The organism is Rheinheimera sp. (assembly GCF_037442525.1).
Taxonomy (GTDB): Bacteria; Pseudomonadota; Gammaproteobacteria; order Enterobacterales; family Alteromonadaceae; genus Pararheinheimera.
In genome coordinates this window covers 1-24174 of sequence record NZ_JBBIQD010000022.1, presented here as the reverse complement: position 1 = coordinate 24174, position 24174 = coordinate 1, and the positions used below count along the sequence as shown (strand labels likewise).

Here is a 24174-nt window from a genome sequence, read left to right as displayed (position 1 = left end):
CCCTTCGCGAAAGCGAGGGGCTTTTTTATTTACTTCGAAATCAGGCGCTGAACCACTCGAGCAGGGCAACGTAACCTTCAATAGCCATTATTTCTTCGTTTCATATTTCATAAATCTGCCACAACCAGCTATAAAAGATCTCGGCTTTCTACAAGGAGGGTGTTGCAATGACTTATATCATCAATGTACTGATTGCATTAAGCCGCTTGCTGAATGCAATTCTTGGTGGTAATCCGAGCCTGACACTGAGCAGTCGCGCAGGGCTGCATTTTAGAAAAGGCGAATGGGTAGTACGGCGTGAAGTGATCAATGCGCTGTTTTTTCCTCAGCCGGATCACTGTGAAATTGCCATCCGGCTGGATGAGGATCGAAACCAACAAGCACAACAGCAAATAAAAAGCCCCTGAGGTCAGGGGCTTTTTAAGCATTGAACAACCAAAGAATCAGTTCAGTGCCGGGCTCATTTCCACGACAACTTCATTGTTTTGGAACAACTGTAACTTATCCCCGTTTAATTCAATACGATCGGCGCCCTGCAGATGCTGAGTGAATTTGGATTCGTAATAGTTACTTTCAGCGCAGTATTTACGGGTGCTGACCAAAGGATCAATCTTCAGCAGGTTGGAGCTTTGGCTGTAACTGCCGTTAAAGAAATTGCAGCCAGAGAAACCATACAAACGTGCATTGTCGTTAAACATCATTCGTAAATTGTACTGCTGAGGCACCTGGATGTATTTAATCCGGTTGACCCGCCAGACAATGCCCTGAACTTTTGACATGTTGTACTGATCCGGACAGCTTGCACCTGGCCAGAACTGCTCAAACTGTTCAACAAACACCAGTTTGTCTTCTTTCGGACTTTGACGGGCCACCATAGTGGCGATAACTGCTTTACCATTCAGGTTTTTGTCCTGCTGGTAACTGCGCAGCATAGGGATATGATGCTGGGTCATGGCGATACTGAATGTCTCACCATTGGTGCAAGAGGTAAAACTGGCCTGGTTGTCTTTGACCTGGTACAAGCCCAACATTTTCATACTGGTGTCCAGTTTGACAAAATTCTGGCTGCGGATCAGTTCAAAATTATCTTTCGACACCACAGGTTTACCAGCTTCATCCAGTAACACCATTTTGTTATTGCTGACAAATTGAAAGGACGGCAATTTAAGGGTCTGAGACATCAAATGAATAGTACGCTCTTCGAGTAACCAGTTGCCTTTTACCAGGTTGATCTCCGGGCTGTCGATATATTCCTGACGTGCCTCGAACTTGCCATCCTGATACAGGTTGATCTGGTACTTAACGCCAGGGCAGTTACGGCAGGACAAAGTGCCGCTGAAACTCATATCCCGGTCGATAAAGATATGGCCAAAGTCAGTCGCAACGGACTGAGTGGCCTGATCATTCAGCACTTCGTTTTCGACCAGATCGGGTTCTGGCTCTGGTGTTGGCTCGTTGACTTGCGTCACTGGGGCTGGCGCCTGGTCGGGTAACTGGCTGCAGGCAGCTAAACTGCTGAGCAACACAGAAAGCAATAACTGTTTTTTCATAAGGATCCGGTTCCATAAAACTGGCGCCATTATAAATCAACTTCTGTGACATGGAATGGGGCTGTTACGGATAAATCAGCCAGATGATCCGAAGGGGTTAAAAAAGTCTGTATAAGCGCAGCACTGGTGCTGGGATCTTCCTGCATAAAGCAGTGCCCGCCTTTAACCTGGATTAATTGGACGGCAGGATTGACTAGTGCCCATTTGCGGGCTGATTTGGTCACAAAGGAATAAGTCTTATCGCCATACAGCAGCAAGCTTGGGCTGCAGGGCTTTTTCAGCGCGGTCCATAATCCTTTAGGGTACGAAGCGAATATGTCCGCTTCGCGGCTTGGTGGGCATTTCAGGCTGAATTGAGCTTCCCCCTGCTGTAGCGCATGGTCAATGTAAGCAGCCAACGCGTCGTCATGCCAGCCTTTGAACATTCCCCTCTGATGCAGGTAATTCCAGGCGTGCTGACGGTCAGGCCAGCTTGCACGTCTTTTACGCGCCTTTTTAGCCATAGGGTTATGGCGGTATAAGCCTATCCAGTCCAGCAGTCGCATACTTCCGAGCATCAGGGGGCTAAACAGCACTGGGTCCAACAACACTGCTTTTTGAAAAGGGCTGTCTGATCTGCTGTTGATCAGCGCCGTGAGTACAGCCCCAAAGCTGTGACCAACCGCATAGCAGGGCACGTTGCCAAATTTATGCCGGTGCGCCAAAAAAGCATCCAGCGCCAGTTCGGCACTTTCATTCCACCCCACAAAGTGGCCGCCGTGATCAGAGTCTCCGTGGCCCTGAGCGTCCGATAAAAACAGATCAAACTGCGGGTACAACAGTTCAAGTAAAGGTTGATACATGCGGGAGCAAAAGCCATTGCCATGCAATACGTGTAACAACGGCAGCCCACGTGGCTGGGTTGTGTAGCCTCTGAGGCTAAATCCATACTGGGTCTGGTATTGCCAAGGGATCAGTTGCATATGGCTCTCCTGTGTCAGCACAAACTTTGCCATGCGCAGGGGCTAGTGTAAATCGCTGCAGGGACAGAGGAGCAGGCATAAAAGAAAACCCCGCCGAAGCGGGGTTGTTATAGAGGTTGATTAGAACTTATAAGTAAAGCGGGCGTAGTAGAAACCGCCGTTAATACCCATGACTGCAGTAGTCGGGTATTTGGAACCTGCAACACCATCCCACTTATGTTCATCCGGGTAGACGTCAAATATATTCTGCGCGCCTACTGCAATGTCATAACTGTCGTTGACATGGTAAGTCAGTTCCAGATCCGTGGTCATTTCTGAGCCAACTTCAATTGGTAAGCCACCTTCAGACTCCAGCAGCACGCCACTGTCTAAGTGATCTTCATAGAAAGCGCCAAAGTGGTTAAAGCGGATAAAACCTTCCCAGTCGCCGTAGTTTTGCGCCACGGTAAAGCTACCACGCACCCGTGGCAGGCCACGTTCCAGTTGCTCTACTTTAGAATCGCTAATGTAGGCTGAATGGCTGTCTACCGTGGTATCTGTCCAGTTATAAGCCAACGAGAAGGTGGTGCGGCCGCCCCATAAATCCATCGAGTAGTTCGAGACTAAATCGACCCCCTGAGTAGTGGTGTCGAAGTCATTGGTAAAGTACTTCACCCCGGTAAAGCTGGATGCGTCTTTTACGCCCAGGGCCAATAAGGCTTCGATATCTTCAGCCGTTAAATCCAGGGATGAGGTTTGGCTGATGCGATCTTCCACTTTGATATGGAAGTAGTCCAGCGTGACATACCAGTCATCCACTTCCAGCACTGTACCCACAGAGAAGTTTTTCGATTCTTCAGGCGTCAGCGGTTTACCGCCTTTTTGCACGGAGATTGGGTGCGTTGGTGGCAGAGTGGCGGTGTCGACCAGGCCTAAACCAGCGGCAAAGGAGGTGGTCACGTTACGCACACTGCTTTGGCCAATGGTTGGCGCGCGGAAACCGGTACTGGCTGCCGCACGTAACGCCATTTCATCGCTCAGTTGGTAACGGGCTGTTACTTTGCCGTTGGTGGTATTACCAAAATCCTCAAAGTCTTCGTAGCGCAGTGCAAAATCCATGCGGAAACTATCGCTGAACTCAGCCCCCAACTCGGTGTAGGCTGCGTAGCTGTACCGGTTAAAGGAGCCTGCATCTTCTGGCTTAAAGCCTGGGAAGCCGTTGGAGCCAATCCCAAACCCCTGAGAAGCTAACGGGCCCACTTCAAATGAAGCCGGGTCGCCAGCATAAATTTCAAAAGTCTCATCGCGGTATTCGACACCACCGGCCACATTCAGCGGGTAAGGCAGCGCATCCACTTCAATGGGTTTGTTAAAATCCAGGTTGGCGGCTTTTTCCAGCTGCACATATTTACCCGGGCTGAAACTACGCGGCGTATCGGCACCTAACGACGGGTTGATGGTGTTTTTAATATAAAATTCTACTTCGCTGCGGCCGACCGACATACTGGCGTCAAAAAACCAGCCTGAGTCCAATTCACCTTTCACACCAGAGGCAATAGCAGTGTCTGTCACCACGCCGCCGAATTTCGGGGTAAAGCCACCTGGCAACATGCTGAAGAAGGTAAAGCAATGATCTGGCAGGGCGTTAACATCCGCTGTTAGGCTGGCAAAGTCTTGTGTTGCGTTAACCGTTGGGCAGTCACCCAAAGACTCATCCAGATTACCGATTAATAAGGTCTCACCACCATCATTGGAATAAACCCCACCACGGGTGGTTGGATGACGGAAATAGAAGCCCCCTTCAACATCACGTTCAGCCCAATTGGTAAACAAATAAAACTCGCGGTTTTTCGCCACTTCGGCGCCCATGTTTAAAAATACTTTGGCATCACGTTTAAATTCCGGCGATCCCCAGATCTGGGCCGGGTCGGCAATCAGGTTATTGCCGGCTGCAATAGAGTCTGCGGCATCCCAGCGTTGTACTGAGCGGCTGGTTGGGTCGGATTGTTTGTATTCAGCACTTAAGTTGGCAAAGCCATTGTCGGTAAAGGGCAAGCCTATATTGCCGGAGATCTGCCGTAAATCGCCGTCCCCTTCATAATGTTGCCCTGTTTTCACTTCCAGCGAGCCACCTTCGTCAGCATCTTTTAAGCGAAAGTTAATCACACCAGCAATGGCGTCTGAACCATACTGAGCGGCGGCGCCGTCCCGTAGTACCTCAATTTGTTTTAGTGCAATGGAGGGGATCACCGAAATATCCGGGCCTTGTGAACCATCGGAAATACCGCTGCCCAGGAATGTGATGACCGCCGCACGGTGGCGTCTTTTGCCGTTAACCAACACCAGGGTGCTGTCCGGTGGTAAGCCGCGCAAATTGGCCGGGCGAATTAAGGTGGACGCGTCGTTGATGGGCTGGGCATTCACGTTAAAGGATGGGACATTGGCGCTCATCAGGCTGACCATGTCACTGGTGCCGTTTTTGGCGAACTCTTCGCCACCAATGACATCGACCGGGACGGCAGAGTCACCGACTGAACGTGGTGCACCACGTGAGCCAACCACGACAATTTTTTCTACATCTTTGTCGTCGGCCGCAGGCGCTTGGACTGCCTCCTGAGCCAGTGCACTGGTGCTAAGTAACAAACTGCCGCATAAGGCAGTTTTTATCGCCAGGGCGATAGGATTGTAGTTGTTTTTGTTCATCATTATTGCCTTCTCATCTGGATTTTGTAGTTGTCTCAGTTCTTTTTCGCTGAGCTCATCAATGACCATATTGGAAAAATATTTTTTTGTCTATCGCGATTTGTTGTTATTTGGTCCGCAAATTTGGTGCGTTTGTCTCTTTTTTTGTTGCTTCTGTTTGGTGAGAGGAGTGCAGCAATGGTGCAGGACCATGGCAATTCACCGTAGAATACAGCGGGCAAGAGCGCTGAGTTTGCGCCGTTTTGGTGCGCTTCTTTATCAGAACAACAACACGAATGAGAGGAACCTCTGTGAAAAAAATAACCATGGCTGCGTCTGGAACCATGCTGTTGATGGCGGGCTCTGCAGCGGCCACTCAACCGCTGACTCTGGAGCGACTATTTGCTGAACCCGCTTTAAGTGGCACCGCACCCCGTGCTTTGGCATTTTCGCCTGACGGCAGCAGGGTGACTTACCTCAAAGGTAAGAGCTCGGATGCCAATCGTCTGGATCTGTGGCAGTACCAGCCTAAAGAAGGCAAACACAGTCTGCTGGTGGATTCCGACACCTTGTTCTCAGGCCCGGAGACCTTGTCGGATGAAGAAAAAGCCCGGCGTGAGCGTTTGCGCCTGTTTGCCTCAGGTATTGTCAGCTACAACTGGTCGAAAGACGGCAAGGCCTTGCTGTTTCCGCTCAATGGGGATTTGTACTACTACGATTTGAACAGTGCCAGAGCCCGTAAGCTGACCGACACTGAAGCCTTTGAAACCGATGCACAAATATCGCCTAAAGGCCGTTATGTGTCTTTTGTTCGCGAACAAAATCTTTTTGTGCTGGACCTGCAAACCAACAAAGAAACTCAGTTGACCACTGATGGCGGTGGTGTGATCAAAAACGGCATGGCGGAATTTGTAGCTCAGGAAGAAATGGGCCGCATGACAGGGTACTGGTGGGCACCGGATGACAGCAAAATTGCCTTTAGCCGGGTGGATGAGAGCCCGGTGGCGGAAGCGGTGCGAAATGAAATTTACGCCGACGAAATTAAACTGTACAGCCAGCGTTACCCCTTTACCGGTACGCCAAATGTGAAAATTCAGCTGGGGGTAACCGCCATTCAGCGGCCCCAGATCCAATGGCTGGATTTAGGCAAAGAGCAAGACATTTACCTGACCCGGGTGAACTGGACTCAGTCAGCTGATGAGCTGACCTATCAATGGCAAAGCCGTGATCAGCAGACGTTGGAGTTGCGTTCAGTGCAGCTGCCAGCCAAACAAACCAAGGTGCTCCTGACAGAACGCAGCACCACCTGGCTGAATTTGCATGATGATTTGTTTTTCCTCAAAGATGGCAAACATTTTGTCTGGGCTTCTGAGCGGGATGGGTATAAACACCTGTACCTGTATAAAAACGATGGTAATCTGGTGCGTCAGCTGACGCAGGGCGACTGGATCGTCAATAAAATTGAAGCCATTAATGAAGACAAAGGCCTGGTGTTTTTTTCCGGCCGTAAAGACACACCGCTGGAAAGTCATTTGTATGCAGTGCCTTTGCAGGGAGGAGCTATTGAACGTCTGACGGCTCCGGGCTATTCCCATGCCGTGGTGATGGCCAAAACAGGTGAGAGTTTTATCGACAGTTTCTCCAGCGTCATTCAGCCAACCAAAGTGGAACTGCGAACCACTTCAGGCCAGGTGCTGACTGTACTGGAAGCGAACGAAGTGGCGGGGAACCACCCTCTGGCTGCTTATAAAGATGGCCTGGTCCAACCCCGTTTTGGTACCTTAACAGCCAAAGACGGACAGGTACTGCATTACCGCTTGTTTGAACCTAAAACTTTGCAAGCTGGCAAAAAGTACCCTGTGGTGGTAGGGGTCTATGGTGGCCCCGGTGCGCAGCGTGTCACCAACAGCTGGAGCCAGAAAGATCTGTATTTCCAGTACCTGGTGCAACAGGGGTATCTGGTGTTCCAGCTGGACAACAGAGGCTCGGAAAACCGCGGTAAAGCCTTTGAAGATCCTATCTATAAAAAGCTGGCTGTGGTGGAAATTGAAGACCAGATCACCGGCGTGGAGTACCTGCGCAGCCTGCCTTATGTGGATGCGGACAACATTGGCATTTATGGCCACAGCTATGGTGGTTATATGAGTATTATGGCGATGTTCAAAGCGGGGAATTACTTTAAAGCCGGTGTGGCCGGGGCACCAGTGACAGACTGGTCTTTGTACGACACCCACTACACTGAGCGGTATCTGGGCAATCCAAACAGCAACAAAGCCGGTTATGAAGCCAGTTCTGTGTTTCCGTATGTCAAGGATTATCAGGGCAACCTGCTGATTTACCATGGCATGGCCGATGACAATGTGCTCTTTACGCACAGCACCAAGTTGTACTCAGAGCTGCAAAAACAAGGCAAACTGTTTGACAGTATGGATTACCCTGGCAGCAAACATTCGATGTTTGGTCAGCAGGTGCAGACCCATCTGCATAAAACCATTACGGCTTATTTTGAACGCCAGCTGAAATAACTCAGCTTGGAGAAGGGCGGTTGTGATAACCGCCCTTTTTACAGTTCGGTGCCGGTCAGACGGTTTTCTGCAAAAGCCAGCAAATTGTCGCTGGTGGTCTGACAAATCTGTTGCAAAGCTTCCTGAGTGAAAAAGGCCTGATGACCTGTGATCAGTACATTGGGAAAGGTGAGCAGGCGCTTAAACACCTCATCATCTATCAACTGCTCGGATAAATCCCTGAAGAATAAATCCGCCTCCTGCTCATACACATCCAGACCTAAATAACCAATTTTTCGGCTTTTTAAGCCTTTAATCACAGCTCTGGTGTCGACCAGACCACCCCGGCTGGTGTTGATCAACATCACACCGTCTTTCATCAGCATCAGGCTGGAGTCATTGACCAGATGGGCAGTCTGTGGTGTTAAGGGGCAATGCAGGCTGATAATGTCAGACTGCACAAAGAGATCTTCTAACGGCAGATAACTGGCGCCCAATTGTTGCAGTTCAGCGTCTGGCTCAATGTCATGGCAGACCAGACGACAACCAAATCCCAGTAAAATACGGGCGGTGGCTTTACCAATTTTGCCTGTGCCAATCAGGCCAACGGTTTTGCCATGCAGATTAAAACCAAGCAGGCCGTCCAGAGCGAAATTATCATCCCGCACTCTGTTATAGGCTTTGTGCAGTTTGCGGTTCAGGCAGAGGATCATGGCGACTGTATGCTCGGCGACAGCTTCAGGCGAGTAAGCCGGCACCCGGGCCACCCGTATGCCAAGTGCTCTGACGGCATCCAGATCCACATTATTAAAACCAGCGCAGCGCAATGCCACCATGCGCACGCCTTGCTGCTGCAGCGCTTCCAGCACTGGAGCGGACAAGTCATCATTAACAAAACAGCAGACCGCATCATGGCCTTCTGCCAGCGCAACACTGCCGATATCCAGCCGGGTATCAAAATAGCTGAACTCCAGACGGGCACTGGCCCACTGGCTGAAACTCTGCTGATCGTATTTTTTGGCACTGAATAAGGCAACTTTCATTCTGCGGCTCCTTTGCATCACACCACACCAGCCTAACTCAATGCCGGGCGGAAGTCCCTGCGACAGATCAAGATTTCAGCACTTCTTCGACCGATTGGCACAAACTCATGGGCTTGGTCCTCGGGGCATAACGTTTCACCACATCCCCCTGGCGATTCACCAGAAATTTGGTGAAGTTCCATTTGATGGCGCGGGTTTTCATTAAACCTCTGGCCTGATCCTTTAAGTACTCAAACAGAGGGTCAGCATCCAGGCCATTGACCTGTACTTTGCCAAAAACAGGAAAACTGACCCCATAATTGAGTTCACAGAACTGCTGAATTTCCTGATCCGTGCCGGGTTCCTGAGAGCCGAACTGATTACAGGGGAAGGCCAGTACGACAAAATCCTGATCTTTGTACTTCTGATACAGTTGCTCCAGTTCCTGATACTGTGGGGTAAAACCACATTGACTGGCAGTGTTGACTATCAATAACACTTTGTCGCGGTAACTCGCCAGATCGACGGTACGGCCCTGATGGTCATTGACTTTGAAATGATGCACTTTCGGCATAACAGTCCTTTTTGGCGGTTGGTCGCCTGTTTTTGCAATCATTGCAGCGACTCAGTAAGCTTGGCCTCAGTCTGTCACAGAAATAAGTCAAAAATATGTCAGTTTTATCTCAACAAAAGGTTGCCTTTATTGGTTTAGGCGTAATGGGGTATCCGATGGCCGGGCATTTGCAGCGCAACGGTTATCAGGTCACAGTGTTTAACCGGACTCAGGCAAAAGCTGAACAATGGGTGCAGGAATTTGGTGGCAGCTGGGCAGCAAGCCCGGCTTTAGCAGCGCAAGATGCTGAGCTGGTCATGTTATGTGTTGGCAATGACGATGATGTGCGTGCGGTCTTTTATGGCGAGCAGGGGGTGTTGCTCGCTATGGCAGCAGGTTCATTGCTGATTGACCATACAACAGCCTCAGCTGAGCTGGCCCGTGAGCTTGATGCGGCCTGCACGGCCCGCGGGGTTGGGTTTCTCGACGCACCGGTGTCAGGAGGCCAGGCAGGGGCACAAAATGGTGCCTTGACCATTATGCTTGGGGGCGAAGCTTCGCATTTTGCCAAAGCCGAACCTTGTCTGCAGTCTTATGCACGTTCCGCCAGATTGTTGGGTCCGGCCGGGGCTGGTCAGCTGGCCAAAATGGTCAATCAGATTTGTATTGCCGGTGTGGTGCAAGGGCTGGCTGAAGCGATGCATTTTGCTCAGCAATCGGGTCTGGATGGTCATGCGGTGCTGGATGTGATCAGCAAAGGGGCTGCCCAATCCTGGCAAATGGAAAACCGCGGTCATACCATGCTGGATGGCCAGTATAACTTCGGCTTTGCGGTCGACTGGATGCGCAAGGATCTGGCGATTACGCTGAATGAAGCCCGTCGCAATGGGGCCAGCTTGCCAGTAACGGCCCTGGTGGATCAGTTGTATGCCCAGGTGCAAGCCCAGGGCGGCGGTCGCTGGGACACCTCCAGTTTACTGACTGTCCTGCAGCGCCAACCCGCCAATAAAAGCTGACTTCTGCTAATCCAGGCTGGTGCTGGCCAACCCTAAGGTCAGTACCAGCAGTAAGGGGATCTGCACCAGATGCAGCCAAAGTTCTGGTTGTGTCTGCCAGCCCAGCGACAACAACAGGCCCCAGGTCAAAACTAACAATACCCAGACTACAGTGCGTTTATTGATATATGCCATGATGACCTCCTTTGTGACAGTGTTCACTTTATCTTCAGTGCATAATCGGCTAAAGTGGCATTATTGACTGTTTATGCGGTAAAAGTGACAAATGAAAACTATCGCCGTCTGGGTTTCGGAGCAAGTCGCTTTGGGGGCAGTGGCTTCGATCCAGGACTTTTTTACCTTTTGTAATCAGTACTGGTATTTTCTGAAGCAGCAGGAACCGCTGTTTCGGGTGAAGCTGATAGGGCCTCAGCCGCAGGTCCGCTCAGGCGCCGTATGGGTTGAAACCGAACCTGTGGATTTAACAGCTGTGGATGCACTGATCATTCCTGGGTTTCATGACACCAAACCAGCTGATCTGCGGCAGGCAAGTCAGATCCTCTGTCCTTACCAGCGCCAAATCACAGATTTTTACCTGCAGAACAAGTGGCTGACGGCTTTTTGCAGTGGTACTTTTGCTTTGGCTGGCATCGGCTTGCTGGACCACAAACAAGCGACCTCCGTCTGGTTTTTCAACGACTACTTTCGCCAGATGTTTCCCAAGGTGCAACTAAACCTGCAGGAACTGGTGGTGCAGCAGCAGAATATTCTGACAGCAGGCGCAACGACCTCTTACCTGAATTTGTGTTTGCGGCTGGTCGAACTGATGATGGATACCGCCTTTGCACAGCAGATGGCGAAAATTATGCTGACAGACCCAAACCGTCACTCGCAGTTGCCCTATCTGTCCTTACAATTGCCGCTGGTGCACAGCGACCCTAAACTGGCTGAAATTCAGCACTATATGCAGCAGCACCTGCAGTCGCCCTTAACGTTGGATTCCATTGCTGAAGCCTTTGCGATGACCAGCAGAACCTTGATCCGTCGTTTTAAACAGCATCTGGATGAAACCCCAATAGCGTATTTACAACGTTTGCGGGTTGAGCGGGCTAAATCTCTGTTGGAGAATACCAGTCTGGCGGTGGAGCAGGTGATGGCGCTGGTGGGTTACGAAGATCTGTCCTCTTTTCGCAAATTGTTTATCCATTACACCAGTCTGACACCCAAAGCCTACCGGCAAAAGTTTATGTTTGAACCCCAACTGCCTTGTGGTTCTGGTGACGAATAAATGCCAGACAAGTTACATAATTTAATTATTTTTAACAATAAATCATGCCCTGAAAGCAAGACTGCTATTATCATGTAGCCAATACGCTGATTAATGTGAATTTTATGTATATTTTTGATTTGGGATGGCAACTTTATCTCTGTCTGATCACCGCTTTGTTGCTGATGCCTGCCTTGCTCTTCTTTTTACTCTATTGGGTGTTTCCACAAAGTCTGAGGTTGTGTCTGTGGGGCATGGCACTCTGTTGCCTGTTGTTTTTGGGCTTGTGTCTGAAGCTGAATGACAACAGTGTCGCCATGACTCTGGATGCACTGGAAATTAAAGCCGGTTTATTTCAGACCCGCCTGGAGCATATTCATGCGGCTAACAGCAAAATTGACTTACGGTATTGTGATGAGCTGGCAGAGTTCGAACCTGTGGAATTGCAAAAAGGGCTGAATTTACCGGGCTACAGAGTGGGTTGGTACAAGCTGGCGAATCAGCAGCGCGCCTTTGTGATGCTGATTGGGGATGTGGACCGGGTATCTGTGGTGCGTACTGCGGATGAAATTGCACTGATTGGTGGGGACATTAACCGGCAGGGTGACACAGGCCGGGCACAAATCAGCAGCTTTTTGCTTTAACAAAAAGCCGGTTGTGGCACCGGCTTTGGTCGCTGAGCATTAAAACTGCATTTCTGGTATATCGCCATTGACGACCAGTTTACCAGCCGTCTTTTGCTGAATTTCTTCGACGCTGACGCCAGGAGCCCGTTCCAGCAGATGGAAAGCACCGTCTTTTACTTCCAGTACCGCCAAGTCGGTGACAATTTTCTTCACACAACCCACACCTGTCAGCGGCAGGGTGCATTGGGTCAGCAGTTTAGACTCGCCGTATTTATCGGCGTGCGTCATGGTGACGATAATATTCTGTGCACCGGCCACCAAATCCATAGCGCCCCCCATGCCTTTGACCAGTTTGCCTGGGATCATCCAGCTGGCGATATTGCCGTTTTGGTCCACTTCAAAAGCACCCAATACGGTTAAATCAACATGGCCGCCACGGATCATGGCAAAACTCTCGGCCGAGCTGAATATGGCTGCACCTTTGATGGCGGTCACCGTTTCTTTACCGGCGTTGATCATATCGGCGTCAATTTCCGCTTCAGTGGGATAAGGGCCCATACCGAGCAGGCCGTTTTCGGACTGCAACATCACTTCAATACCGGCTGGCACATAGTTGGCCACCAGGGTGGGAATACCTATGCCCAGGTTCACATAGAAGCCGTCCTGTAATTCCTGTGCGACCCGCATCGCTACCTGTTCGCGTGATAAAGCCATGCTTGTCTCCTTAACCCTGACGGACCATACGGCGTTCAATACGTTTTTCGAAATTGCCTTTGATCACCCGGTGCACGTAAATGCCTGGGGTGTGAATTTGGCTTGGTTCCAACTCACCGGGTTCGACAATTTCTTCCACTTCCGCCACAGTAATTTTGCCGGCAGTTGCGGCCATAGGATTGAAGTTCATCGAGGTATGGCGGAACACCAGATTGCCGTAGCGGTCGGCTTTCCAGGCACGCACTATGGCGAAATCACCTGTGATGCTGTGCTCCAGCACATAATTGCGGCCATTAATTTCACGGGTTTCTTTGCCATCAGCCACAGGCGTACCATAACCTGTCGCGGTAAAAAAGGCTGGAATGCCAGCACCGCCTGCACGCATTTTTTCCGCCAGGGTGCCTTGAGGTGTCAGTTCTACTTCCAACTCCCCCGACAACAGCTGTTTTTCAAACAGCGCGTTTTCACCCACATAAGAAGCGATCATTTTTTTGATTTGTTTGTCTTCCAGCAGAATGCCCAAGCCAAAGCCATCGACACCGCAGTTGTTGGAGACGACTGTTAAATCCCTGGTGCCCATTTTTTTGATTTGGGCAATCAGGCCTTCCGGAATACCACATAAGCCAAAACCACCGGCGATCACCGTCATGCCGTTGGTCAGGCCCGCCAGCGCTTCTTCGTAGCTGGTCACGACTTTATTAAAACCTGCCATTGTTGATCCTTTGTTACTCGGTTCTGTTATTACGTCTGGTTGTCATTGTCCGCGCAACGTGCACGCAGAGCCAGTCCTACTTTAGAACTAGGGGCTTTGCCAAGGGCTGCGCTGATGGCCCAGCCGGCTGCTGCCAGTTTCTGCAGGTCCACACCAGACTCTATACCTAAGCCATTCAGCAGATAGACCACTTCTTCAGTAGCCACATTGCCCGAGGCGCCGGCGGCATAAGGGCAGCCCCCCAGACCAGCCACCGAACTGTCAATGACACTGATGCCCATCTGCAGCGCCTGATAAATATTGGCCAGCGCCTGGCCATAGGTATCGTGAAAATGCACGGCCAGTTTTGCTTTAGGCACCACCTCCAACACGGCATCCAGCATCTGCCGGACTTTCTGTGGTGTGCCCACCCCTATTGTGTCACCCAAAGAGATTTCATAGCAGCCCATCTGATACAGGGCTTTCGCGACTTTGGCCACGTCGGCAGGCGAGATCTCGCCCTGATAGGGGCAACCCAGTACACAGGACACATAACCCCGTACCCGGATACCATCGGCATGGGCCTGTGCCAGCACGGGGGCAAAACGCTGCAGGCTTTCGTCAATGTTGCAATTGATATTTTTTTGGGTAAAAGCTTCGGACGCCGCTCCAAACACAGCCACCTCTGTGGCCCCAGCCGCCAGAGCGGCCTGATACCCCTGCAGATTAGGGGTTAACGCGGAGTAGGTCAGGCCAGGTTGGCGATTGATGCCTGCAAAAACATCGGCGGAACCGGCCATTTGTGGCACCCATTTAGGCGACACAAAAGCGCCGGTTTCAATCACCTGCAATCCTGTGTCCGACAAGGCATTCACCAAGGCGATTTTGGCTTCAAGCGACACTGCCTGTTCATTTTGCAAACCATCACGGGGGCCAACTTCAACAAGACGTACCCTGTCTGGCAATGCCTCGTTGGTTTTCATCTGTAAGGTCAGGGCCATGCTTTACTCCGCTTGCTCTGCATCAAAAGCGACCAGTTCGGCACCATCTTTGACCAAATCACCGGCGCTGTAATAAATCTGGCTGACGGTACCGGCAGACGGCGCTTTAATGGCGTACTCCATTTTCATTGCTTCCATCACCAGCAAGGTCTGACCGGCGGCAACTTTAGCGCCGGCTTGCACCATCACAGCGACCACTGTGCCGTTCATTGGCGCTGTCAAGCCATGGCCTGTGCTGTCTTCGTCCAACCGGCTTTGACCTTCAGTCTGGTAAATAAAATCATAGCGTTGTTGCTTAAAAAATACCGACAGCTGTTCACCGCTTTGGCTGACCCGGACTTTCAGCCTGTGACCCGCCAGATTGGCCTGCAGCTCATCTCCTTCCAGGCTGGCTGACACTGCTGTTTCTACGCCGGCATAACTCGCCAGCATCGGGCTTTGGTCTGTCGCCAGGCTGACCTGATGTGACTCGTCGCCATTTTTCAGGGCAAAGTGAACGGTCGATGCTTCATTTAATCGCCAGCCTGAGACCTGTTGCCATGGATCAGACCCCGGCTGTTCACCACGTTGCTGCAGTAATAAATACAGCGCAGCCAACAGGGCGGCCTGATGGGTTTCCTGCTGGTGCGGCGCAAACAAGGCCTCTTTGTGCCGTTCAATAAAATGGGTGTCCAGCTCAGCTTTGGCAAAAGCCGGTTGCTCCAATAAGCGGGTTAAAAAGTTCAGATTGGTTTTCACCCCGGCAATGCGGTAGTCGTCCAGCGCCCGCAACATCCGGCTGATTGCGCGGTCGCGGTTTTCATCCCAGACAATGAGTTTGGCAATCATCGGGTCATAAAAAGGCGACACTTCATCGTTTTGCACCACGCCTGTGTCCACCCGCACATGACGGCTGGCTTCGGGTTGACGCAAGTAAGTCAGTTTGCCGGTGGCAGGCAGGAAATCATGGTCCGGATCTTCGGCATAGACCCGCACTTCAATGGCGTGGCCATCAATAGTGATTTCATCCTGACTCAGTGGTAACGGCAACCCAGCGGCGACCAGCAACTGCCATTTCACCAAGTCTTGTCCTGTGATCATCTCGGTGACCGGGTGCTCCACCTGCAGACGGGTGTTCATCTCCATAAAGTAGAAGGAACCATCTTCATCGAACAGGAATTCCACGGTGCCAGCGCCCTGGTAGGCTATGGCCTGGGCCGCTTTGACTGCCGCTTCACCCATCGCTTTGCGCTGGGCTGGGCTGAAATGAGGGGCCGGGGCTTCTTCAATCACTTTCTGGTGACGGCGCTGAATAGAACAGTCACGTTCGGCCAGATACACCGCATTGCCATGGCCGTCGGCAAACACCTGAATTTCAACATGACGGGGCTTGGTCAGGTAACGTTCCATCAGGATCTTGTCGTTGCCAAAGCCATTTTGGGCTTCGCGTTTGGCGCTTTGCAGTTGTTCGCTGAATTCGCTGGATTGCCACACCACCTTCATGCCTTTGCCACCACCGCCGTAAGCGGCTTTCAGTAACAGCGGGTAGCCAATAGCGTCCGCCTGTTGTTGTAAAAAGGCCGGGTCCTGGTTGTCGCCATGGTAACCGGGCACCAGCGGCACCCCGGCCTCTGTCATAATGGCTTTGGCAGCGCTTTTGCTGCCCATAGCGGCAATGGCATCGACAGGCGGGCCAATAAAAACCACGCCGGCGTCACTACAGGCTTTGGCAAATTCTTCGTTTTCCGACAAAAAGCCGTAACCGGGGTGAATGGCTTGTGCACCACTTTGTTTGGCAATGGCCAGAATTTTATCGGCGCGTAAATAACTGTCTTTGCTTGGCGCCGGGCCGAGCAGATAGGCTTCGTCGGCCAGTTGCACATGACGGGCGTTGGCGTCGGCTTCGGAATACACAGCGACACAACGAATGCCCATCTGGTGAGCGGTCTGGATCACCCGGCAGGCAATTTCGCCGCGGTTGGCAATCAAAATTTTACGGAACATCTTAGTGAGCCTCCGTGGCTGGCAACCAGGCTGGTGCGCGTTTTTCCAAAAAGGCGGTTAAACCTTCTTGGCCTTCTGCAGACACCCGAATAGCCGCAATACGCGCTGTGGTGCTGGCAATCAGGCTGGAATTAATGGGTTGTTGGTAAACCGCCGCCATCAGCTCCTTGGCGCAACGAAGGGCCGCCGGGCTGTTTTGCAATAAGCCACGGACCATGGCATCAGCTGCCACATCAAGCTGGCCAGCTTCGGCTAACTGATGCACCAGACCCAGCTGCAACGCGGTGTCGGCACTGAAGCGTTCTGCGGTCAGAAAATAACGACGGCAGGCCCGTTCGCCTATGGCCCGCATCACATAAGGGCTGATCACGGCGGGGATCAGGCCTATTTTCACTTCACTTAAACAAAAGCTGGCACCAGGTTCAGCCAGCGCTATATCGCAGCAGGCCACCAGGCCCAAAGCACCGCCAAAAGCGGCGCCCTGCACCAGGGCCAGGGTGGGGGCGGGGAAGCTATCGAGCAGCCGCATCAGCTCGGCTAACTCGGCGGCATCGTCCAGATTCTGCTGATAGTTTTTCTGCGCCATTGAGCGCATCCAGTTAAGGTCAGCACCGGCACTAAAGTTTTTGCCATTGGATTTCAGCAGCAAGACCCGCACCGCCGGATGAGCAGCAAACTCACGCAGCGCTTGCTGCATTTCGGCAATAGTGACATCCCCAAAAGCGTTGTGAACTTCTGGCCTGTTCAGTACCAGCTCGGCAACACCGTCCGGGCTTAATGAGGTTTGAATCGTCTGATAAGTCATCGGCTTTTCCTTACATCCGGAACACGCCGAATTTCGATTCGGCAATGGGTGCATTCAGGGCGGCAGACAAGGCCAGGCCCACAACCATTCGGGTTTGCGCCGGGTCAATAATGCCGTCATCCCATAAGCGGGCCGAGGCGTAGTAGGGGTGACCCTGTTGCTCGTATTGTTTGACTATAGGCTCCCGGATGGCCTGTTCGGCTTGTGCAGACAGCTGCTCGCCTTTACGGGCCAAGGCGTCTTTAGTCACAGTGGCCATGACACCGGCAGCCTGTTCGCCGCCCATCACCGAAATACGGGCGTTTGGCCACATCCACATCATGGTCGGGTCATAAGCGCGGCCACACATGCCGTAGTTACCGGCACCATAGGAGCCGCCAATCAGCACGGTAAATTTCGGCACATTGGCACAGGACACCGCCATCACCATTTTGGCGCCATGTTTGGCAATGCCTTCGGCTTCGTATTTTTTACCCACCATAAAGCCGGTGATGTTCTGTAAAAACAGCAGCGGGATTTTGCGCTGAGCGCACAGCTCAATAAAGTGTGCGCCTTTTTGTGCGCTTTCGCTGAACAGGATGCCGTTGTTGGCGACAATGCCAATGGGGTTGCCAAAAATGCGGGCAAAACCACAGACCAGCGTCGGACCATAGAACTGCTTGAATTCGTCAAAGTCGGAGCCATCCACCACACGCGCAATCACTTCACGCACCTCAAAGGGCTTTTTCAGATCGGTACCGACAATGCCGTACAGCTCTTTGGCATCATAAAGCGGCGCTTCGACGGGTTTGACGTCACCCTGCACCGGCTTTTGATGGTTCAGCCGGGACACCGCATTGCGGGCCAGTTGCAGTGCATGTTCGTCATTGACGGCGTAATGGTCGGCTACGCCCGAGATTTTGCAGTGCACATCGGCTCCACCTAAGTCTTCGGCTGTCACTTCTTCGCCTGTGGCGGCTTTCACCAGTGGTGGGCCGGCCAGAAAGATGGTGCCCTGGTCTTTGACAATAATGGATTCATCCGCCATGGCTGGTACATAAGCGCCGCCGGCTGTGCAGAGGCCCATCACCACCGCTATTTGGGGAATGCCTTTGGCAGACATGCGCGCCTGATTAAAGAAAATGCGGCCGAAATGCAACTTGTCCGGAAAGACCTCATCCTGACGCGGCAGGTTGGCACCGCCCGAGTCGACCAGATAAATACAAGGTAGTTGGCAGTTTTCGGCAATCTCCTGAGCGCGCAGGTGTTTTTTCACTGTCAGTGGGTAATAAGTACCGCCTTTGACTGTGGCGTCATTGGCCACAATCATGCATTCAACCCCATTGACGCGGCCTATGCCTGCCACCACACCGGCAGCGGGCACGTAATCGTCGTAACAGTCCCAACCGGCAAACTGGCCTATTTCCAGGAAAGGCGAACCCGGGTCCAGCAATTTCTGGATACGGTCCCGCACAAAAAGTTTGCCACGCGAGGTATGGCGGGCAATCAGGTTTTCGCCGCCACCCAGTTTAATTTGTTGCACTTTGGCATGCAGATCGTCGACCAGTTGCTGCATTGCCGCCTGGTTACGCAGGAAGTCGTCTTGACGAGGGTTTATTTTGCTGCTGAGTTTGGCCACTGTTGTTCACCTTTGGCTGACAGAGTTGGGGCGACGGCCGCACAGGTTCGGAGACGTGGACAATGTCGAAGCAGAACGCCGACACGCCCGTGAACCCATCCTTGAAGGGCAGGGGATTTATCCCCGTGTTTTCGCGCCATCCCTGGCGCTCAACGGTCGGCTTATCTGCTTCGCATTGTCCAGTCCTGATTCGGAGCTGGCGGCATGCGAACGCCGCAAAAATTAATTCGATTCGTTAAATAACTCGCGGCCAATCAGCATCCGGCGAATTTCGGAGGTGCCGGCGCCAATTTCATAGAGTTTGGCGTCACGCAATAAACGGCCCGTCGGGTATTCATTGATATAACCGTTACCGCCCAGTAACTGGATAGCGTCCAGCGCCAGTTGGGTCGCCAGCTCAGCGCTGTATAAAATGGCGCCAGCGGCGTCTTTGCGGGTGGTCTCGCGACGGTCACAGGATTTTGCCACTGTGTAGACATAAGCCCGGGCTGCATTCATTCGGGTGTACATATCGGCCACTTTGCCTTGTACCAGTTGGAATTCACCAATGGCCTGACCAAATTGTTTGCGGTCATGCAGGTAAGGCACCACCACATCCATACAGGCCTGCATAATGCCAAGCGGTCCACCGGATAACACCACACGTTCGTAGTCCAGGCCAGACATCAGCACTTTAACGCCAGCACCGACTTCGCCTAACACGTTTTCTTCCGGCACTTCACAGTCTTCAAACACCAGCTCACAGGTGTTGGAACCGCGCATGCCCAGTTTGTCGAGTTTTTGTGCCTGACTAAAACCTTTGAAGCCACGTTCCACAATAAAAGCGGTAATGCCTTTGCTGCCGGCGTGAATGTCGGTTTTGGCGTAAATCACATAGGTATGGGCGTCAGGGCCGTTGGTGATCCACATTTTGTTGCCGTTTAAGATGTACCTGTCGCCTTTTTTCTCGGCGCGAAGTTTCATCGATACCACGTCAGAACCGGCATTGGGCTCAGACATGGCTAAAGCGCCAATATGTTCTCCAGAGCAGAGTTTGGGCAGGTAGCGTTGTTTTTGTGTTTCGTTGCCGTTACGGAAAATCTGGTTGACACAGAGGTTGGAGTGAGCGCCATACGACAAACCGACTGAGGCAGAAGCACGGCTGATTTCTTCCATCGCCACCACATGTTCCAGGTAACCTAAACCCGAACCACCGTATTCTTCGCTGACGGTCATGCCTAACAGACCTAAGTCACCAAACTGGCGCCATAATTCGTTCGGAAAAGCATTGTTATGGTCTATTTCGGCGGCACGTGGCGCTATCACTTCGCGGGCGAAGCTGTTCACTTGTTCGCGGATCATATCGACCGTGTCACCCAGGCCGAAATTTAAGGTCTTGTAGCTACTGAACATCAGCTTTCCCCGTCTGCTTTATGTTTTTACGTGGTCTTGGTTATTTGCCCGGTATGCCGAGTCTTTTATCTACCCGTCGTACTTGAAACTGAAGCCTCAAGTCACTGAGGTATAACCCCACCATTCTTTGCACAACAAGAATGGTGGGGTTGAGGTGCCCGGCTTTGCCGGTGCGTTCTTATTGCGGCGCAAGCGCCGTTCCCCTGTTGTGACCTGTGGTTCAGGCCTGAGTCTTTTGCTTTAATTCGTCGAGGGTTTCACGACAGCGTTTTTCCACTGTCACCAGCTCCATCAGCACCACTTTAATGTCATCCATTTGCTGGTGCAGTTCGGCTTTTTTCTGTTCAATCAGTTTCAGCATCGTCATCAGTTGTTTGGCGCTGCTTTTATCAGCGTCATAGAGTTCAAACAATTGACCGGTTTCAGACAGGCTGAAGCCTAAACGTTTGCCACGCAGGATAAGTTTGAGCCGCACTCTGTCTCTTTTACTGTAGATCCGGGTTTGGCCCTGGCGCTCAGGCGTTAACAAGCCCTGGTCTTCGTAAAAACGAATACTGCGGGTCGTGATATCAAACTCTTTGGCCAACTCACTGATACTGTATGTTTTTTCTTCTTTATCTAGCATAAGGGCCTTCCTGCAAACTGGTTGCCACTATAAGTGAAGTTTACGTAAAGGTAAAGCTGATGACCGATAAATTAAGTGGATTCATCGCGGTTGGTGACAGGTTGTAAAGCAAAGGTGCCACCCGGCAGTGGCTCAGCCGATACAGACCTGAACCTTTGCTGTTGGCTAGGACCATAGTGTTACAAGGTTGACGTTGGCGTAAACGTAAATTTGGTGTAGGCTCAGGGCCAAATTTATTCACCAGCGCGATAAAGCGGAGTATTTCAACATGACACAGCAGCAGAAAATAGCCATTGTGGCGGCCAAACGCACGGCTATGGGGGGATTTTTAGGTGGCCTATCCGAAGTCTCGGCCACTGAGCTTGGTGCCAGCGTGATCCAGGCAGCCTTGCAGCAGGCTGGTGTCGCGGGCGCTGATGTCAGTGAAGTCATTATGGGGTGTGTACTGCCTGCAGGTTTAGGCCAGGCGCCGGCCCGTCAGGCCACCTTAAAAGCAGGTCTGCCGTTATCTGCTGGTGCTACGACAATCAATAAAGTCTGTGGTTCAGGCTTAAAAGCCGTGATGCTGGCAAGTGACCTGATCAACGCAGGTTCTGCTCAGGTGGTGGTGGCCGGTGGTATGGAGTCCATGACCAACTCGCCTTATTTGCTGCCGAAAGCCCGCGCTGGTATGCGCATGGGGCACGGCGAAGTGAAAGACCATATGATGCTGGATGGCCTGGAAAACGCCTATGACGGCAAAGCTATGGGCTGTTTTGCGCAAAAAACGGCCGATGAACATAGCTTCAGCCGCGAGCAAATGGACGAATATGCAGTACTGTCGCTGAGCCGTGCCCAGCAGGCCATTCAGTCAGGCGCTTTTGTGACCGAAATTACCCCTGTGCTGGTAAAAAGCCGCAAAGGCGATGTTGAATTTGCCATCGATGAGCAACCAGGTAATGCCAAAATCGACAAAATTCCTACACTTCGCCCGGCTTTTGCCAAAGACGGCACTATCACGGCGGCCAATTCCAGTTCTATTTCGGACGGTGCTGCAGCGCTGGTGCTGATGAGCGCTGAAGCGGCGCAAGCGCAGGGCAAAACCGTATTAGCCCATGTCGTTGGTCATGCCACTCATTCGCAGGAACCCGAGCTGTTTACCGTCGCGCCGGTCGGCGCTGTGCAAAAGTTATTGCAAAAGTTGGGCTGGAGCACGGCTGATGTGGATTTATGGGAAATCAACGAAGCTTTTGCCATGGTGACTATGCTGGCAATCAAAGAGCTGAAGCTGGATGTGAATAAAGTCAATGTGAATGGTGGCGCTTGTGCGCTGGGCCATCCTATTGGTGCCTCTGGTGCCCGTATTCTGGTGACCTTAATTCATGCGTTACAGGCCCGTGGCCTGAAACGGGGTATTGCCACTTTATGTATAGGTGGTGGCGAAGCTGTGGCCCTGGCGGTCGAGCTGCCTTAACAGCGAAAAACACGCATTAAAACTACAGGCCACAGGCCAGTCGAATCAACAGACAATGATAACGAACCGGGTGGCGCAAGCCACCCAACCAAGGGGAGACGTAACATGAGTACCCAGGTACAACTTTTTATTGGCGGTGAGTTTGTCAATTCACGCACCGAGCAGTGGATCCCGGTGACCAACCCGGCCACTCAGGAAGTGATAGCTCAGGCGCCATGCGCGACTATGGACGAAATGGAGCTGGCCATTGCCTCCGCCAAGCAGGCCTTTAAAAGCTGGAAAGAAACGCCAGTATCGGAGCGTGCCCGTTTAATGATGCGTTTTGCGCAGTTGCTGAAAGATCATCAGGCCGAGATCGCTGAAATTATCTGTCAGGAACTCGGTAAAACGGTCGAAGACGCTAAAGGGGATGTCTGGCGTGGTATCGAAGTAGTAGAGCAGGCGGCCAATATTCCGTCGCTGATGATGGGCGAAACGGTCGAAAACGTGGCGCGCAGCATAGACACCTACAGCTACATTCAGCCTCTGGGTGTCTGTGCCGGTATTACCCCATTTAACTTCCCGGCGATGATCCCACTGTGGATGTTCCCGATGGCCATTGCCTGTGGTAACACTTTTGTGCTGAAGCCTTCAGAGCAAGACCCGATGACGGTCAACAAAATTGCTGAGCTGTTTGTACAGGCTGGCGCGCCAAAAGGCGTGCTGCAGGTGGTGCACGGCGGTAAGGCACAGGTGGACGTGTTATTACGTCACCCGGACATCAAAGCTATTTCTTTTGTTGGTTCCGTTAATGTCGGTCAATACATTTACAAAACCGGCACCGAGCATTTAAAGCGGGTACAGGCCTTTGCTGGTGCTAAAAACCATATGGTGGTGATGCCTGATGCCAATAAACAACAAGTGATCAACGCCTTAGTCGGCGCCTCTGTCGGCGCGGCTGGTCAGCGTTGTATGGCGATTTCGGTGGCGGTCTTTGTTGGCGATGCCCAGCAGTGGATCCCGGAAGTGGCTGAAGCCATCAGCAAGGTTCGCCCTGGTGTCTACACAGACCCGCAAGCGGCATATGGCCCACAAATCAGCCCACAGGCCAAAGCGCGAATTTTGTCCTTGATTGAGCAAGGCAAAAAAGAAGGCGCCACTTGTCTGGTCGATGGCTCTGGTATTGAAGTGGCAGGTTACCCGAACGGCAACTGGGTTGGCCCCACTGTATTTAGCAATGTGACCCGTGACATGACGGTGTACAAAGAAGAGATCTTTGGCCCTGTGCTTGCCACTATGGGCGTGGACTCGTTAGAACAAGCCATTGAACTGGTGAACGCCAGCCCGTACGGTAACGGTACTTCTATTTTTACGGCCAGTGGTGCGGTAGCCCGTAAATACCAGCATGAAATTGAAGTGGGTCAGGTCGGCATTAATATTCCAATCCCGGTGCCACTGCCATTTTTCTCTTTCACTGGCTGGAAGGGCTCGTTCTATGGTGACCAGCATGCCTATGGTAAACAGGCGGTGCGTTTTTATACCGAGACCAAAACCATTACCGCCCGTTGGTTTGACGACGATATTCAGGTGTCCGGACCCAATATGTCGATTAACCTGCGTTAAGTGGATAATCGTCAATAAACCAAGACATCAAACCACGTATACCCAAGTTACTTGAAGTTGCGGGGAGGCGACCAGCCAGTGAGACCCCAGGAGCATAGTCAATCGATGTGACTGGGGCGAAATGGCGCAGTCAACAAAGCCGCAGCTTCA

General features: G+C 51.9%; 21 protein-coding genes. 7 read left to right on the top strand and 14 right to left on the bottom strand.

The annotated features are described in order from the left end of the window. Window positions 1–167 precede the first annotated feature (167 nt). Entirely contained in the window at window positions 168–407 is a 240-nt protein-coding gene (locus tag WKJ03_RS18225) for a hypothetical protein (protein WP_337843675.1), read from the top strand. A 36-nt stretch (window positions 408–443) separates the two neighbouring features. Here WKJ03_RS18225 and WKJ03_RS18220 read toward each other — a convergent pair whose 3' ends face one another. The 3 genes from WKJ03_RS18220 to WKJ03_RS18210 all read right to left on the bottom strand — a co-directional run bounded on the left by WKJ03_RS18220 (window position 444) and on the right by WKJ03_RS18210 (window position 5197). Further along, a complete protein-coding gene (locus WKJ03_RS18220; RefSeq protein WP_337843674.1) occupies window positions 444–1550 on the bottom strand; it encodes an META domain-containing protein in 1107 nt (368 codons plus the stop codon). Window positions 1551–1579: 29 nt separating this feature from the next. Further along, window positions 1580–2512 (bottom strand): alpha/beta hydrolase, encoded by a 933-nt coding sequence (locus tag WKJ03_RS18215; RefSeq protein WP_337843673.1) that lies wholly within the window; start codon window positions 2510–2512, stop codon window positions 1580–1582. A 120-nt stretch (window positions 2513–2632) separates the two neighbouring features. Beyond that, window positions 2633–5197, bottom strand: a complete 2565-nt coding sequence (locus WKJ03_RS18210) for a TonB-dependent receptor (protein WP_337843672.1) — start codon at window positions 5195–5197, stop codon at window positions 2633–2635. A gap of 287 nt (window positions 5198–5484) precedes the next feature. Between WKJ03_RS18210 and WKJ03_RS18205 the strand changes: the two genes are divergently transcribed. Then, the gene (locus WKJ03_RS18205) at window positions 5485–7698 is read left to right on the top strand and encodes a S9 family peptidase (RefSeq protein WP_337843671.1); all 2214 of its coding nucleotides are present in this window, start codon (window positions 5485–5487) and stop codon (window positions 7696–7698) included. Between the two features lie 38 nt (window positions 7699–7736). On the opposite strand, the gene WKJ03_RS18200 is transcribed toward WKJ03_RS18205, so the two are convergent. Both WKJ03_RS18200 and WKJ03_RS18195 read right to left on the bottom strand, forming a co-directional pair. Further along, window positions 7737–8720 carry a 2-hydroxyacid dehydrogenase gene (locus tag WKJ03_RS18200; RefSeq protein WP_337843670.1) on the bottom strand — a complete coding sequence of 328 codons (984 nt, stop codon included), beginning with the start codon at window positions 8718–8720 and terminating at the stop codon, window positions 7737–7739. A 67-nt stretch (window positions 8721–8787) separates the two neighbouring features. Beyond that, window positions 8788–9273, bottom strand: coding sequence for a glutathione peroxidase (locus tag WKJ03_RS18195; protein WP_337843669.1), 486 nt, complete (start codon window positions 9271–9273; stop codon window positions 8788–8790). Between the two features lie 95 nt (window positions 9274–9368). Here WKJ03_RS18195 and WKJ03_RS18190 point away from each other — a divergent pair, with 95 nt between their 5' ends. Beyond that, on the top strand, window positions 9369–10268 hold the full coding sequence (locus tag WKJ03_RS18190; RefSeq protein ID WP_337843668.1) for an NAD(P)-dependent oxidoreductase: 900 nt from the start codon (window positions 9369–9371) through the stop codon (window positions 10266–10268). 6 nt (window positions 10269–10274) lie between these two features. Here WKJ03_RS18190 and WKJ03_RS18185 read toward each other — a convergent pair whose 3' ends face one another. After that, complete coding sequence (locus tag WKJ03_RS18185) at window positions 10275–10442, bottom strand: hypothetical protein (protein WP_337843667.1); 168 nt, start codon at window positions 10440–10442, stop codon at window positions 10275–10277. Window positions 10443–10533: 91 nt separating this feature from the next. Here WKJ03_RS18185 and WKJ03_RS18180 point away from each other — a divergent pair, with 91 nt between their 5' ends. Both WKJ03_RS18180 and WKJ03_RS18175 read left to right on the top strand, forming a co-directional pair. Next, the gene (locus WKJ03_RS18180) at window positions 10534–11535 is read left to right on the top strand and encodes a helix-turn-helix domain-containing protein (RefSeq protein WP_337843666.1); all 1002 of its coding nucleotides are present in this window, start codon (window positions 10534–10536) and stop codon (window positions 11533–11535) included. Window positions 11536–11639: 104 nt separating this feature from the next. Next, complete coding sequence (locus WKJ03_RS18175; protein WP_337843665.1) at window positions 11640–12158, top strand: hypothetical protein; 519 nt, start codon at window positions 11640–11642, stop codon at window positions 12156–12158. 39 nt (window positions 12159–12197) lie between these two features. Here WKJ03_RS18175 and WKJ03_RS18170 read toward each other — a convergent pair whose 3' ends face one another. The 8 genes from WKJ03_RS18170 to WKJ03_RS18135 form a co-directional block, all read right to left on the bottom strand. Next, window positions 12198–12854: a CoA transferase subunit B gene (locus WKJ03_RS18170; RefSeq protein ID WP_337843664.1), complete on the bottom strand. Its 657-nt coding sequence runs from the start codon at window positions 12852–12854 to the stop codon at window positions 12198–12200. A 10-nt stretch (window positions 12855–12864) separates the two neighbouring features. Beyond that, window positions 12865–13566 (bottom strand): CoA transferase subunit A, encoded by a 702-nt coding sequence (locus WKJ03_RS18165; protein WP_337843663.1) that lies wholly within the window; start codon window positions 13564–13566, stop codon window positions 12865–12867. Window positions 13567–13595: 29 nt separating this feature from the next. After that, window positions 13596–14546, bottom strand: a complete 951-nt coding sequence (locus WKJ03_RS18160) for a hydroxymethylglutaryl-CoA lyase (RefSeq protein ID WP_337843662.1) — start codon at window positions 14544–14546, stop codon at window positions 13596–13598. A gap of 3 nt (window positions 14547–14549) precedes the next feature. Beyond that, on the bottom strand, window positions 14550–16529 hold the full coding sequence (locus WKJ03_RS18155; protein WP_337843661.1) for an acetyl/propionyl/methylcrotonyl-CoA carboxylase subunit alpha: 1980 nt from the start codon (window positions 16527–16529) through the stop codon (window positions 14550–14552). 1 nt (window position 16530) lies between these two features. Further along, complete coding sequence (locus tag WKJ03_RS18150; RefSeq protein WP_337843660.1) at window positions 16531–17334, bottom strand: enoyl-CoA hydratase-related protein; 804 nt, start codon at window positions 17332–17334, stop codon at window positions 16531–16533. Between the two features lie 10 nt (window positions 17335–17344). Further along, a complete protein-coding gene (locus tag WKJ03_RS18145) occupies window positions 17345–18952 on the bottom strand; it encodes a carboxyl transferase domain-containing protein (protein ID WP_337843659.1) in 1608 nt (535 codons plus the stop codon). Window positions 18953–19174: 222 nt separating this feature from the next. Further along, on the bottom strand, window positions 19175–20344 hold the full coding sequence (locus WKJ03_RS18140) for an isovaleryl-CoA dehydrogenase (RefSeq protein ID WP_337843658.1): 1170 nt from the start codon (window positions 20342–20344) through the stop codon (window positions 19175–19177). Between the two features lie 220 nt (window positions 20345–20564). Further along, complete coding sequence (locus WKJ03_RS18135; RefSeq protein ID WP_337843657.1) at window positions 20565–20969, bottom strand: MerR family DNA-binding transcriptional regulator; 405 nt, start codon at window positions 20967–20969, stop codon at window positions 20565–20567. Window positions 20970–21237: 268 nt separating this feature from the next. Between WKJ03_RS18135 and WKJ03_RS18130 the strand changes: the two genes are divergently transcribed. After that, a complete protein-coding gene (locus tag WKJ03_RS18130; RefSeq protein ID WP_337843656.1) occupies window positions 21238–22422 on the top strand; it encodes an acetyl-CoA C-acyltransferase in 1185 nt (394 codons plus the stop codon). Window positions 22423–22527: 105 nt separating this feature from the next. Continuing rightward, window positions 22528–24024 carry a CoA-acylating methylmalonate-semialdehyde dehydrogenase gene (locus tag WKJ03_RS18125; RefSeq protein ID WP_337843655.1) on the top strand — a complete coding sequence of 499 codons (1497 nt, stop codon included), beginning with the start codon at window positions 22528–22530 and terminating at the stop codon, window positions 24022–24024. Window positions 24025–24174: the final 150 nt, after the last annotated feature.